The sequence below is a fragment of the Pseudomonas sp. Marseille-P9899 genome, assembly GCF_903166565.1.
Classification (GTDB): domain Bacteria; phylum Pseudomonadota; class Gammaproteobacteria; order Pseudomonadales; family Pseudomonadaceae; genus Aquipseudomonas; species Aquipseudomonas huaxiensis.
In genome coordinates, this window is sequence record NZ_CAESCG010000001.1 from 1,846,271 (window position 1) to 1,860,773 (window position 14,503).

The window sequence follows — 14,503 nt, forward strand, 5'->3', positions numbered from 1 at the left end:
TTCTTCGGGCACAAGGACCTACCACGTGCGTTGTGATCGCTCCCTGCTCTCCCTGTTGTGCCTGCTGCCCGTCATGGCCGTGGCCGGCGGGCCCGTCATCGATCCCCACGCCGACCTGCTGTACCGCCAGGCCCTGCCCTTGCTGGAGAAAGCCGACGCGCAGAGCAACGCGCTGCCAACCGATACCGCGCCCAACGACCAGGAACTGATCCGCAAGGTGCAGTCGCTGGACCAGGCCCTGCAACCGGCGGTGGCGCTGTTGCAACGTGCGGCGCTGCTGCATCATCCGGTGGCCGAGTACCGCCTGGCCCTGCATTACATCACCCACCTGCCGGTCAACCAGATTGCCAGCGAAGCCTGTCCGCTGCTGCGTTCCAGCCTGTCCCAGGGTTTCACCCCGGCAGCGCTGGAAGTGGGCAACTGGTGCCCGGAGTTGCGCAACAGCGCCGAATACCGCCAGGCCCTGGAACAGGTGCCGGCCCGCGACTCGCTGTACGCCGGCTATTTCCCGCAACCGGCGGTGCGCTTGCAATGCCTGAGCGAACGACCGCAAGGGCTGGCGCTGCAATGGGGGCGCCAGCGCGACTTCCAGGCCGAGGTCTATCGCCTGCTCGCCGGCCTGGACCCGAACCAGCGCGCCAGCTATCAGAAGAAGGCGGTGGAGATCAACGGCTGCCGCGCCGTGCGTCCGCAGGTGGTCAATCACCTTCCCTGAGTCGAGCAAGCCTGAGCTTAATGTCAGTCAGTTAAACCCATTGTGGCCGCTTTGCGGCCCTTCGCGACGGTTCGGCGCCCCGACAAGCTCGCTCCCACAGGGCTCTCGCCAAGGTGCAGGTGGGAGCGAGCTTGTCGGGGCGCCGAACCGTCGCGAAGGGCTGCAAAGCAGCCCCAACATAGGCGCCAAAACGCTAACTGACTGGCATTAAGCCTGAGCTGAGCAAGATTGTTCAATCCAGCCGGACGGCGCTCTGGCATCCTGTCTGGCCATCCACACTCATGCTGTCGCTCATGTCCGGATCCCGCCTCGCCCGCACCGCTTACCTCCATGGCGCCATCGCCAGCATGCCGCTGTCCCTGGCCGTCGCGCCCTGGGGTTTACTGGCCGGTTCCATGGCCATCGAAGCCAACCTCACCCCGCTCGAAGGCCAGGGCCTGTCGGCGATCGTCTTCGCCGGCGCCGCGCAATTGGTGGCAATCGGCATGCTCAAGGGCGGCGCCAACCTGGCGTCGATCCTGCTGACCACCCTGCTGCTGACCTCCCAGCACCTGCTTTACGGCCTGTCGATGCGCCCGGTGATCGCCGAGCTGCCGGGCCGCTGGCGGGTTGCGCTGGGCTTTCTGCTGACCGACGAATTCTTCGCCCTGGTCAGCCAGTACGACCGCGAGCAGTTCAACCGCTGGTACGCACTCGGCGTCGGCTTCACCTTTTACCTGGCCTGGAACCTGTTCACCCTGGCCGGGATCATCCTCGGCCAGAACATCCCGCACCTGGACAAGCTCGGCCTGGACTTCTCCATCACCGCCACCTTCGTCGCGCTGATCGCCCCGTGCGTGCGCAACGTGCCGACCGTGGTGTGCGTGGCGGTGTCGCTGTTCTGCTCGGTGCTGTTCAGCCACTGGCACTGGGAAACCGCGCTGGTCCTCGCCGGCCTGCTGGGCATGGCCGCCGGGTTCATCTGCCAAAAACTCTGGGGAGCACGCTGATGGTTTTCCTGCTGATCGTCGCCATGGGCCTGATCGTCTTTCTCAACCGCTACGCCTTTCTCGAACCGCGCCTGCCGCTGCGCCTGAGTTCCAATGCGCGGCAGTTCCTCGGCTTTGCCGTGCCCGGCATGCTCACCGCGATCTGCGGACCGATCATCTTCCTGCCCGACCACCAGCTCAATCTGGACCCGCTCAATCCCTACCTGCTGGGTTCGCTGGTGGCCACCGTACTGGTACTCTGGACCCGCAACACCCTGCTCAGCATGCTGTTGAGCATGGGTTTCTTCTTCGTCTATCGCTGGTGGCTGGGCGGTTCGCCATGACCCTTGCATCCCGGGAACAAACACACTTCTGGCAAGCCGCAGCGCTGGACAACCTCGAGCTGCTGCAAGCCCGCTACTTCCAGCAGCGCTTCGCCCCGCACGTGCACGAAGGCTATTCCATCGTCGCCCTCGAGGCCGGCGCGCAGTGCTTCTGGCACCGCGGCGCCGACCATGTGGCGCCGGTGGGCAGCGTGGTGGTGATCAACCCGGACGAGATGCACACCGGCGCCCGCGCCCATGAAGCGGGCTGGAGCTACCGCGGCTCGTACCCGGACATCATCCACCTGACCAAGGTGCTGGACGAACTGGACATCCGCCACGGCGGCACGCCCACCTTCACCGGCAGCGTGCTGCACGACCCACAACTGCATGCCGCGCTGATCGGCCTGCACCGCTCGGCCCAGGGCGGCGCCAGTGCGCTGGAGCAGCAATCGGCCTGGCGCGAGGCGGCGCTGCTGCTGATGCAGCGCCACGCCCAGGTCGGCGATGCGCGCACGCCGGGCAACGAACCGCTGGCGGTGATCCGCGCCCGCGAACTGATGGACGCCCGCCTGGACTGCCCGCCGTCTCTGGAAGAACTGGCCGCTGCGGTGAACCTGTCGCCGTTCTATTTCGCCCGGGTGTTCCGCCAGGCCACCGGCCTGCCGCCCCACGCCTGGCTCAAGCAACGTCGCCTGGGGCGGGCGCGGACCTTGCTGCGTCACGGCGGCCTGCCGTTCAACGTGGCTTTCGACCTCGGCTTCTCAGACCAGAGCCACCTCAATCGCCAGTTCAAGCAAGCCTACGGCGTCACTCCCGGCGAATACCGTCGCGCCTGCGCCGAGCGTCAGCCGGTAATCTCTGTTCGATAATCGAACCAAACCCCGTTTGCGCCCCTCAAGTCGTCACAGTGCGCCTCCGATAGCCATTGAACCGTCCGGTACAAAAAGTGACGGACCTTGAAACTGCCTACAGGAGCCTCGCCCGCATGTTCGTCGACCTGAAAATCCGCACCGGAATGTTCTGGGTGCTGTCGCTGTTCAGCCTGACCCTGCTGTTTTCCTCCGTCAGCGCCTGGCGCGGCGCGGTGGGCAGCGACGCACAGATCAACGAACTGGACGACACCGCGCACCAGTCCGACCGGCTCAACAACGCGCTGCTGATGGCCATCCGCGCCAGCGCCAACGTGTCCTCGGGCTTTATCGAACAGCAAGGCGGCCACGCCGACAGCGCCAAGGCCCGCCTGGTGCGCTCCGAAGAACTGATCGGCGAGAGCCTGAAACTGGTCGACGCCTTCGTCGCCAATGTCGAGGACCAGGCCCTGAAACCGGTGGCCGACGACCTGCAACGCACCTTCGCCACCTACGCCAAGGCCGTCGCCGGCCAGCGCGAAGCGACCCTGGCGAACTCGTTGGACCATTACTTCGCAGTCAACGTCGATGCCGGCAACGCCATGGGCCGTTTGCAGAACCTGCGCCAGGAACTGGTCAAGGCCCTCAGCGAGCGCGGCCAGCAAATCATGGCTGAGTCCGAACGGCGCCTGCACATTGCGCAGATCACCAGCCTCGCCCTGTTGGCCGTGACCCTGTTGCTCGCGGCCCTGTGCTGGAGTTTCATCCAGCAGCGCGTGCTGCGACCGTTGCGCGAGGCGGGTCGGCACTTCCAGCGTATCGCCGGCGGCGACCTGAGCGAGTCGGTGCAGGTGCCGGGCAACAATGAAATCGGCCAGTTGTTCGCCGAACTGCAACGCATGCAGCACAGCCAGCGCGACACCCTCGGCCGCATCAGCGGCTGCGCCGGGCAACTGGCCGAGGCTGCCCAGGCCCTCAACGCGGTGACCGAGCAGAGCGCCGAAAGCCTGCGCCGCCAGGATGAAGAGCTGGAACAGGCGGCCACCGCCGTGACCGAAATGACCACTGCGGTGGAAGAAGTCGCGCGCAATGCAGTGTCCACTTCACAGGCCGCCAACGACTCCAACCGCCTTGCCGAACAGAGCCGTCGCCAGGTCAGCGAAACCCTCGACGGCACCCAGGCCATGGCCGGCGAAGTACAGGCCGGCAGCGAGCGCCTGCAACTGCTGGCCGGCGAGATCCGCGATATCGGCAAGGTGCTGGAAGTGATCCGCGCCGTCTCCGAACAGACCAACCTGCTGGCCCTCAACGCCGCCATCGAAGCGGCGCGGGCCGGTGAGGCCGGGCGCGGTTTCGCGGTGGTTGCCGACGAGGTCCGCACCCTCGCCTACCGCACCCAGCAATCGACCCAGGAAATCGAACAGATGATCGGCAGCGTGCAGAGCGGCACCGAAATCGCGGTGAGTTCCATGCACACCAGCGCCGAACGGGCCCGCGCCGCACTCGACACCACCCAGGCGTCGGAGCAGGTGCTGGAAGGTATCTACGCCGCCATCGGCCAGATCAACGAGCGCAACCTGGTGATCGCCAGCGCCGCCGAAGAACAGGCCCAGGTTGCCCGTGAAGTGGACCGCAACCTGCTGAACATCCGCGAACTCTCGGCGCGCTCGGCCGAAGGCGCCGAGCAGACCACCGCGGCGAGCCACACCCTGTCGGGGCTGGCCAAGGAACTGACCGCGCTGGTCGGGCGCTTCCGCGTGTAAGCACGGGAACTCCGGGCGGGGCTGCTGTAGACTGGCGCCCCGCCCTTTTTCCGGAACTGCCCGCCCGATGCCTGTTGTCACCCTGCTCCAGACCCCGCCCGAAGAACCGCTGAAAAGCCAACTGCTGCAGTGGGTGGTGGATGACTTCAGCCAACTGAGCAGCACCGCCCTGCCGCCGAGCAATCCGCTGTACAACCTCTATCAGTACGGCCTTGGCTTCGAAGTGCACCTGTACCTCGAAGCCCTGGGCGGCTCGCGGCTACCGGTCGAGTTGCTACTGGCCTGTGACGACGACGACCCGCAGCAGTTGCACGGTTTTGTCCTGTGCCTGCCGATCGACGGCGAGCCCGGCGCCTGCGCGGTGGCCTGGATGGCGGTGCGGCCTGATCTGCGTCGGCGCGGGATTGCGCGCTCGCTACTGGACCAGCTTCGCCAGCGCTACAGCCGTATCGAACTGGCCTGCGGCCAGGGCAAGGTGCCGTGCTTCGAGGCGCTTGGCTTCGCGGTGGTGGGCGTGCGTGATACCCAGGTGCTGATGGCCAGCGGCGCAGCGCCGGGCGACGGCGTGCTGCTGATGCTCGACGTCGCGCCGGTGTGGCGGACGGTCGAGGTGCAGCAGATCCACAGCTACCTGCTCAAGCAGCACGGGCGCAAGGCGATGGTCGAGGCGGAGAAAAAGCGTGACCGCCATCTGGATGAACTGAGCCGGCATGCGCGGGCGTTTGTGCTGGAGCGGGTTGCGCAGGTGCAGGTTCGCGAGATCCGCCTGGTCTGAGCCTGTACTGTGGGAGCGAGCTTGCTCGCGAAAGGCCGGTAAATCTCGCGCGCCCCTTCGCAAGCAAGCTCGCCCCTACCGTCCGGCGGCAACTTCGGAATGATTGAACTTCTCCCAATGTCTACCGAATCAGGTAGCTCTCGTTGCGGGAAGGGTTCGATCATGTGCCTCATGCTGAATGCCGTCTGCCTGTCCGTCATGCTTGTGCTCACAACCACCGCCAGCGCGGCCGACCCCGCCATCGCCGTCAAGGCCGAGGAAAAAGCCGAAGCCCTGGAACACGCAGTTGCCACCCAGGCCACCGACGCCAAACCCGCCCCCAGCGAAACCATCACCCCCACCGAAGCCAAGGCCGTGGACCCGCAAGGCGCCGCACCCCTCGACGACACCCTGACGTGCCTGGCCCGCACCATCTACTGGGAATCCAAGGGCGCCAGCGACGCCGATATGCAGGCGGTGGCCAATGTGGTGATGAACCGGGTCGGCCACGAAGGCTTCCCCGACACCGTCTGCGCGGTGGTCAAGGACGGCTCCGAACGCCATGCCTGCCAGTTCTCCTGGTGGTGCGACGGCCGCGCCGACCAGATCAAGGAAGACGAGCAATACCTGAAAACCAAGGAAATCGCCCGCAAGGTGCTCAACCGGCAACTGCCGGACAACAGCCGCGGCGCTCTCTATTTCCACGCCCGTAACGTCTCCCCCGCGTGGTCGAAAACCTTCCTCAGAACCGCCCAGACCGGCAAATTCGTCTTCTATCGACCCAAGAATGGCGCCGCCCATTGAAGACCTGCGGAACCCTCAAGGCCTTGAGCCAGACAAAGACGACACGCGCACGTCATATCTGGCTACCATGCTCGCCATCAGACAACCATTCCCCAATTGACCGGGGACCACCGGCCGGCCATGACCGCGGGCCGCCGGATTTACCGCAAGACGTGCCACGCCGGGCCCTCCAGCACGCCCCGTGGCGCCAGATCAAGGGAGATTCAAATGCGCGTCAGCTCATCCATCCTGCGTATCGCCATGTTCTGCCTGGCCCCGGTTTTCGCCAGCCAGGCCATGGCCAGCGAAGAGACGCAACTGATCGATGCGATCAACGGTTTCCGCAACCAGCCACAACACTGCGCCGGCCAAGGCTCGCTGGAGCTGCCGCCACTGGCGAGCGATCCGCGCCTGGTGCTGTCGGTCACCGGCATGGGCGACTTGCAACAGCAACTGGCCCGGGCCACGTACCCGATGGTCAACGTCCAGGCCATCAGCCTGTCCGGCCCGCGCGACGCGGCGGCCGCCATGCAGGCGATCCGCGAAAGCTTCTGCCAGGTGGTGCTCGACCCGCAGTTTGTCGATATCGGCGTCAGCCGCGTTGACCGCGAATGGCGCATCGTCGTCGCCCGCCCCCTGCTCAGCGCCCGCCTCGGCGACTGGCAAAGCGAGGGCCAGCAACTGCTCGAAGCGATCAACAGCGCCCGCGCCCGACCGCGCCAGTGCGGCAACCAGGCGATGGCCGCCACCAGCCCGCTGGCCTGGAACACCACCCTGGCCGGGGTCGCGCAGAGTCATAGCCGGGCGATGGCCAACCAGAACTTCTTCGACCATATCGACCGCGACGGCCGCACCCCCGGCGACCGCGCCGAACTGGCCGGCTACAGCGGCCAGCGCATCAGCGAGAACATCGCCGCCGGCCTCGACAGCCCGCGCAAGGTGCTCGACGGCTGGCTGGCCAGCCCCGGCCACTGCGCCAACCTGATGAACCCGGCCCTGCGCGAACTCGGCGCGGCGTATGCCACCGACCCGAAAAGCGATGCAGGGATCTACTGGACGGCGCTGTTCGGCACACCATGAGGACCGCGCCACCTGTTATTTCTGTCAGTTAACGGAAAGCCTCTGACAGTGCACTCTTGACGCCATGCCCAACGGACATGGAGCAAGGACATGCAGGATCAGACGCCCGCCATCACCCCGCCCGCCCTGCCCAAGGGCGGCGGCGCGATCCAGAGCCTCGGCGGTAGCTGGGGGGGTGCCGGCGGCAGCGGCGCCGCCGCCTTCGAGATTCCGTTGCCGCTCTCGCCGGGTCGCGGCTATGCCCCGACGCTGTCCCTGAACTACCGCAGTACCGTCAGCAACGGCGTGTTCGGCATGGGCTGGAGCCTGTCGCCGGGCTGCGTTGCCCGGCGTACCAGCAAAGGCGTGCCGCGCTATAGCGACGACGATGTGATCCTCGGTCCCGACGGCCAGCCCTGGCTGGCGGAGCTGGACGACAACGGCGCGCCGCTGTTCAGCGAAATCGACAATTACCGTGGTCTGGCGCTGGACCAACGCTATCAGGTCATCCGTCATTTCCCACGGATCGAGGGCGCCTTCGAGCGCATCGAACACTGGCGCGCGGCCCCCGGCGACCCCGGTTTCTGGCTGGTTCATGGCGCCGACGGCAGCCTTCACCTGTATGGCCGCACCGCCGCGTCGCGCCATAGCGACCCGGATGATCCGCAACGGGTCGCCGAGTGGCTGCTGGAAGAAAGCCTGAACGCCCACGGCGAGCACATCCTTTACCAGTACAAGATTGAGGACCTGGCCGGCCTGGCGCCGGACACCCCGCGTGACTTCCGTGCCCAGCGTTATCTCAGCCGGGTGCGCTACGGCAACGCCGAGGCGTATCCGTGGCTGTACCTGTGGCAGCCCGAGGACATCGACCGTCAGCAATGGCATTTCGATCTGCTGCTGGACTACGGCGAACGCCCGGTCGGTATCGACGACAAACCGGCGTACGGCGCGTCCACGGCCTGGCCGGTGCGCAGCGATCCCCACAGCAGCTTCGCCTACGGTTTCGAGCTGGGCACGCTGCGCCTGTGCCGGCAATTGCTGATGTTCCATCACTTCCCCGATGAACTGGGCCCGGACCCGGTGCTAGTGTCCCGTCTGCTGCTGGACTACCAGACCACGGCGCTGTCCTACACCCTGCTCGCCGCCGTGCATCAACAGGGCTGGGGCGCCGACGGTCGACGTAGCAGCCTGCCGCCACTGGCCTTCGCCTACAGCGCCTTCGACAGCCAGGCCGAGCGCACTTTCAGCGAATTCCCGACCATGCCGGGGCTCAACGACGGCCAGTTCTACCAGTTGGTGGATCTGTATGGCGAGGGCCTGCCCGGTGTGCTGCACGGCAATGACCAGGGCTGGTACTACCGCGAACCGCTGCGCGTTGCCGAGGCTGAGCAGCCCGATGCCGTGACCTACGGCGAATGGACCGTCCTGCCGAGCATCCCGCTGGCCGACCGCAGCCGGCCCGTGCACCAGCACCTGACGGACATGACCGGCGATGGCCGCCTCGACTGGTGCGTCAGCGCGCCGGGCCTGAACGGTTTCTTCACCCTTGATCCGGACCGGCAGTGGTCGAATTTCGTGCCCTTTGCCGCCGTCCCCGGCGAGGCGCTGCACCCGCTGGCGCAACTGGCCGACTTGAGTGGCGCCGGCCTGGCCGATCTGGCGCTGATCGGCCCGCGCAGCGTGCGGCTGTATCCGTCGCGCCGCGAACAGGGCTACGGCCAGGGCGTGGAGGTCGATCACGACAACGACGACGACACCCTGCCGGTGATCAGCGATGGCCGCGCCGAAGTGGTCGCCTTCAGCGATGTGCTCGGCAGCGGCCAGCAGCATCTGGTGCGCATACGCCACAACGAGGTGCGTTGCTGGCCGAACCTCGGTCACGGCCGCTTCGGCAAGGGTTTTCGCCTTGCCGATCTGCCTTTCGGCCACGACGTATTCGATACCTCATGCGTGCTCCTGGCCGACCTCGACGGTTCCGGCGCCAGTGACCTGCTGTACCTGCAAAGCGACGGCGTGCAGGTGTTCATGAACCGCAGCGGCTTCGGCCTGGAAGCGCCCGTGCTTCACCCCTGGCCGGACGGCGTTCGCTACGACCGCCTGTGCCAGGTCAGCGCCGCCGACCTGCAAGGACTCGGTTGTGCCAGCCTGGTATTGACCGTGCCGCACATCAATCCACACCACTGGCGCCTGGACTTCACCGCCCGCAAGCCGTACCTGCTGCACCGCACCGACAACCATATGGGCGCGGTCGGTTGCGTCGAATACCGCAGCTCGGCACAGGAATGGCTGGATGAAAAACAGGAGCGGCGCCAGACCGGCCAGTCGCCGGTCAGCCAGTTGCCCTTCGCCCTGCACCTGGTGACGCGGCAGAGCCAGCTCGATGAAATCACCGGCAACCGCCTGGTCCAGTGCATGCGCTATCGCGGTGGCTACTACGACCGCCACGCCCGCGAGATGCGCGGTTTCGCCCTGCTGCTGCAAACCGACAGCGAGAGCGCCCAGGGCAGCGACGACGCGCATTTCACCGCGCCGCTGCTGAGCAAGCACTGGTTCCACACCGGCGAGTACCCGACGCCGGAACTCGACACGCCCTGGCACGACGCCGAAGCCCCGACCCTTGGCCCGGACCTGCTCAGCCGGCTTGACCCGCACACGCAAGACGAGCAGCTCATCGACAGCCCAAGCGAACCGCAACGGCAGGCCATGGCCCACGCCCTCAGCGGCCTGCCGATCCGCAGCGAGCGTTATGGCCTGGACCCCGGCACCGACAGCACAGTGCCGTATTCGGTGGAACAACACCGCTACCGGGTGCGCGAACTGGCAGCGGCCAGCCCGCACCAACCCTATGCGCAGATGCTGCCCCTGACCCTGGAAACCGTGCACCACGACTACGAACGCCAGGCCGACGACCCGCGCTGCCAACACCAGATCAACCTCGGCCACGATCGGTTCGGCCAACTGACCCACGGCGTCACCCTCAGTTGTGCGCGGCGCCGCCAGGTCAGCGATCCACCGCCGTTCGACACGGAGCACGAACAGACCTGGTGGCGCGACGCGCACGACGAGGCTCAGTACAACCACTACCTGCACGAAACCCGCGCCGAAGCCATTCACCTGACCGATCCGCAGGGCTGGCGCATCGCCCTGCCCTGGCGCCAGCGCGGCAACGCCCTGGTGCTGCCACGGGCGCAACTGTCCGCCGGGCAACGCCGCTACGAACACTTCGCCAGTGCCGACGGTCCGCTACACCCGGAAGCCGAGCGCGTCCTGACCGGGCAAACCCTACAACGCTACCAGGCCGCCGATAGCCCGCTTCGCGCCGACTTGCCGGACGGTGAAGCCACCTTCGAAGCCCTGCCCGGCTTCCTCGAAAGCGCCGAATTGAACGACAGCGCACTAGAGGCCTACGACCGGGTGATGACCCGCGAACAACTGCGCGAGAAGCTCCTGAGCCTGGGCTACCAGCGCATGCAGGCCTTCCTCCCGGCGCAGCCGGAGATGGAACTCTGGTCTGTGCGCCAGGGTTTCACCCACTTCGGCCCGGGCAGCGCGTTCCATCGCACCGTGGAGTTTCGCGAAACCCACAGCCACGGCCTGACCCAGGTCGGGCACGATCCCTATCACTGCCTGATCAGCGACATCACCCTGGCCGATGGCTGCCGGACCCACGCCCGGTTCGATTATCACTGCCTGCAACCGGTGCACATCACCGATCCCAACCAGAACCATCAGGAAGCCCTGTATGACGGCCTCGGACGCTTGCTGGCGAGCAGCTTCCACGGCACCGAGGCGGGTCAGCCGGTGGGGTTCGCCCCGCTCAGCGATTACCAGCGCGACAGCGACAGCCTCGCCGACGCCCTCGCCGACCCCGCCCGCGCCCTGCAACAGGCCGCCAGCGCCTGTTACTACGACGCCTTCAGCTGGATGCAACCGGCCGAAGTGCGCCAGCCGGTGCACAGCGCGGTGTTGCTGGCCGACCGTTACCCCGGCGATCCCGAAGTGCAGGTCCGCATCAGCCTGAGTTGCAGCGACGGCTTTGGCCGCGAGTTGCAGGGCAAACAGCAGGTCGAACCGGGCATGGCCTACGCCGTGGATGAACAGGGCGAACTGCTGATCGAGGACGGCCAGCCGGTGCTGGTGGACAGCCCCGAGCGCTGGCGGGTCAGCGAGCGCGTCGAATACAACAACAAGGGGCTGGCGGTGCGGGTCTATCGGCCGTATTTCGCCAATCGCTGGCGCTACATCAACGATGCCTCGTTCCGCCTGTTCGGCTACAACGACCAGCAGTTCTACGACCCGCTGGGCCGGGTGCTGCGCACCCTCACCGCCAAGGGCTACCTGCGCCGCCAGCGCCACCTGCCCTGGTACAGCATCAGCGAGGACGAAAACGACACGTGGGAAGAAATGCGGGGACCGGATGCGTAGCGCAACCCATCTGCACACGCCGGATCTGAGCGTCGGCGACAGCCTCGGCCGGCCATTGCGCCAGGTGGCTTACTGCCGGGACACCCCGGAGCAGGCGGTTGAACGCCGAGTCACTTTGAGCCGGTACGACGCCGCCGGGCAGTGGTCACGGCAATGGGATCCGCGGCTGTTCCAGCGGCTCGACCAGGACGACAGCGTCCCGCCCAGCCAGGCGCTGCTGTCGTCGCTGTCCGGTAAACCGCTGTGGCTGGAAAGCGCCGACGCCGGCTGGCGCCTGACGTTGTTCGGGGACGCCGGGCAGCCGCTGGAAAACTGGGACAGCCGCGACAGCCACTGGCACACCGAGTACGACGCGCTTCTGCGCCCGGTGCTGATTGGCGAAACCGCAGCCGGCCAACCCGCACGCGTCGCCGAGCGCTTCAGTTATGGCGGCTCCGAAGAGTCCGCCAATAACCGCTGCGGTCGCCTGCTACGCCATGACGATGAAGCCGGAAGCCGCATGATTCCCGGCTACAGCCTGGGCGGCGCGGAACAGGGCGAGATTCGCCACTTCCTGACGGACCTCGATCTGTCCGACTGGCCTGCCGCGATTGGCGAGCGCGATGCCCTTCTGGAACCCGGCGACGGCGCCCGCACCGACTTTCTTCACGGCCCGCTGGGCGACGTGCTGGAGCAGACCGACGCCCTCGCCAACCGCCACAGCTCGCGCTTCAACCTCGCCGGTGAACTGGCCTCAATCACCTTGCGGCTGGAAGACGGCAGTGAGCATGAGCTGTTGAGCGATGTGGGCTTCAACGCCTTCGGCCAGATCGAAACCCAGACCGCCGGCAACGGCGTTATCAGCCTCGCCCACTACGACCCCGCCGACGGCCGCCTGCAACGCCTTAGCGCCAGCCGCCCGGAGCGCGGCGCCCTGCAGGATCTGATTTACGCCTACGACCGGGTCGGCAATGTGCTGCGTATCGAAGACCTCAGCCTGCCGGTCAGCCATTTCTCCAATCAGAAGATCGACCCGGTCAGCACCTTCCGCTACGACTCGCTCTACCGCCTGGTCGAAGCCACTGGTCGCGAAGCTGCGGGTGCGCTGATCAGCCCCGAGCTGCCGCCACTGACTCCGGCACCCGGCGATACAAGTCGGCTGCTCAACTACCGCCAGCACTATGAATACGACGCGAGCGGCAACCTGCTGAGCCTCAAACACATTGGCTGGCAGGCTTACACACGCCATATGGCGGTGGCGGACGACAGCAACCACGCCTTGCCGTGGGTCGATAGCATTGCCCCTGAAAATCCCCGCGCCGGATTCGACGGCAACGGCAACCTGCTACACCTGCACGCCGGCCAGCCCCTGCGATGGAACGCTCGCAACCAGCTGCACAGCACGCGGCAGGTCGCTCGCGAAGGTGGCGAACACGATGAAGAACATTACCGCTACGGCGGCGATGGATTGCGGGTGCGCAAGGTCACCACGCGTCTGGTTGGCGGCCGCCAGACGCGCAGTGAAGTTCGCTATCTGCCCGGCCTGGAATTACGCAACCGTAACGGCGAGCGCCTCAGCGTGATCAATGTCCAGGCCGGCCGCTGCGCAGTGCGCGGCCTCCACTGGCTCGAAGGCAAACCCGACAGCATCGAGACCCCACAACTGCGCTACAGCCTCGGCGACCACCTCGACAGCAGTACCCTGGAACTGAATGACCAAGCGCGGATCATCAGCCACGAAGGCTATTACCCGTTCGGCGGCACGGCCTGGTGGGCCGCGCACTCCGCCGTTGAAGCGGGCTTCAAAGTACGCCGTTACGCGGGTAAGGAACGGGATGCCAGTGGGCTGTACGACTATGGTTTGCGCTACTACGCGCCGTGGCTGGCGCGGTGGATCAATCCGGACCCGGCGGGAGACGTGGATGGGCTGAACCTGTTCTGCATGGTTGCCAACAACCCGATCACACTCACGGACCATCAGGGCCTGAGCATCATTCATGCGTTGGGCCTGATGAAACCTGCGGACAACGCCCGCAAGACCGCAGCAATAGGCCGGCGACACACTGAACAGGCTATCAACGCTCAACGTCGTTTTTCAGCTGAAACCCAAGAGATTTTAAGCTCCGCAAAACTCAACTCAGAGCAGTTGCAAAAAATGAAGCCCGCCAAACGACAAGCGTACCTTCGGGACCGCCCTGATCTGATAACCGAGGGCAAACTTAAAACAATGGCCGCTCATGCCGGAGCCGTTCGGCGAGACAGTGGTGACTACTACGCGGGCTTCACCAACTTCCCCGGGAGCGTGAGTGCCAAGAATCCTTTTCCGGGCGTGACGCTCATAAACCGCCAGCGAACGGTGTCTCTCAAGCTCAGCCAATATGTTCCTGAAACCACGGCCCCCTTGAATACCTCCGTCGCCTATCAAAACGATGTGGATTACTACCTGGTCAGTAACAGCACTGCGCTATTGAATGGCGTGAAAAAGGCATACGCCGACAATGGCTTTTCCTTGCATCCGTTCATAGAGCGGAGCATCAGGCAACATATTGAAAACAATAGCTACACCATCCCGGTCAACGCGGGTATCCCCGGCCTTCATGCCGAAGTACAGGCAATCAATGCATTGCTGAACCTTTCGGAGTCGGAAAGCATAAACATGGCCCTCAGCGAGACCACCGTTTTCACAGAGCGATTGACCGCTGGCAGAGGGTACAACCTGGGGGCAAGTTTTCCGGCCTGCTTCAATTGCAATGGGATTTTGCCTTCCCTTGTCGATGTCGTGACCGGCAGGCTCTCACCCAAACCCAAATCACCTCTACGCACTCGCTCCGGCCTGAATTAAAGCCCCGTCCTGGGGCTTGATCAGACAAGGCGAAAACGGCG

At 65.6% G+C, this 14,503-nt stretch carries 10 protein-coding genes; all 10 read left to right on the forward strand.

The annotated features are described in order from the left end of the window. Nucleotides 1-73: 73 nt before the first annotated feature. Nucleotides 74-715, forward strand: a complete 642-nt coding sequence (locus HWV67_RS07900) for a sel1 repeat family protein (RefSeq protein WP_175650993.1) — start codon at nt 74-76, stop codon at nt 713-715. Nucleotides 716-1,008: 293 nt separating this feature from the next. Continuing rightward, nucleotides 1,009-1,704 carry an AzlC family ABC transporter permease gene (locus HWV67_RS07905; RefSeq protein WP_110971137.1) on the forward strand — a complete coding sequence of 232 codons (696 nt, stop codon included), beginning with the start codon at nt 1,009-1,011 and terminating at the stop codon, nt 1,702-1,704. Beyond that, nucleotides 1,704-2,027: an AzlD domain-containing protein gene (locus tag HWV67_RS07910; RefSeq protein ID WP_371929276.1), complete on the forward strand. Its 324-nt coding sequence runs from the start codon at nt 1,704-1,706 to the stop codon at nt 2,025-2,027. Before HWV67_RS07905 ends, HWV67_RS07910 begins: the two co-directional genes overlap by 1 nt. Continuing rightward, complete coding sequence (locus tag HWV67_RS07915) at nt 2,024-2,878, forward strand: helix-turn-helix transcriptional regulator (RefSeq protein ID WP_175650696.1); 855 nt, start codon at nt 2,024-2,026, stop codon at nt 2,876-2,878. The genes HWV67_RS07910 and HWV67_RS07915 overlap by 4 nt, the downstream gene beginning before the upstream one ends. Before the next feature lie 116 nt (nt 2,879-2,994). After that, nucleotides 2,995-4,620, forward strand: a complete 1,626-nt coding sequence (locus HWV67_RS07920; RefSeq protein ID WP_175650697.1) for a methyl-accepting chemotaxis protein — start codon at nt 2,995-2,997, stop codon at nt 4,618-4,620. 67 nt (nt 4,621-4,687) lie between these two features. Then, complete coding sequence (locus HWV67_RS07925) at nt 4,688-5,395, forward strand: GNAT family N-acetyltransferase (protein WP_175650698.1); 708 nt, start codon at nt 4,688-4,690, stop codon at nt 5,393-5,395. Between the two features lie 162 nt (nt 5,396-5,557). Continuing rightward, entirely contained in the window at nt 5,558-6,178 is a 621-nt protein-coding gene (locus HWV67_RS07930) for a cell wall hydrolase (RefSeq protein WP_175650699.1), read from the forward strand. A 207-nt stretch (nt 6,179-6,385) separates the two neighbouring features. Continuing rightward, nucleotides 6,386-7,237, forward strand: coding sequence for a CAP domain-containing protein (locus HWV67_RS07935; RefSeq protein WP_175650700.1), 852 nt, complete (start codon nt 6,386-6,388; stop codon nt 7,235-7,237). Between the two features lie 90 nt (nt 7,238-7,327). Continuing rightward, on the forward strand, nt 7,328-11,641 hold the full coding sequence (locus tag HWV67_RS07940) for a SpvB/TcaC N-terminal domain-containing protein (RefSeq protein ID WP_175650701.1): 4,314 nt from the start codon (nt 7,328-7,330) through the stop codon (nt 11,639-11,641). Further along, complete coding sequence (locus HWV67_RS07945) at nt 11,634-14,462, forward strand: RHS repeat-associated core domain-containing protein (protein WP_175650702.1); 2,829 nt, start codon at nt 11,634-11,636, stop codon at nt 14,460-14,462. Before HWV67_RS07940 ends, HWV67_RS07945 begins: the two co-directional genes overlap by 8 nt. Nucleotides 14,463-14,503: the final 41 nt, after the last annotated feature.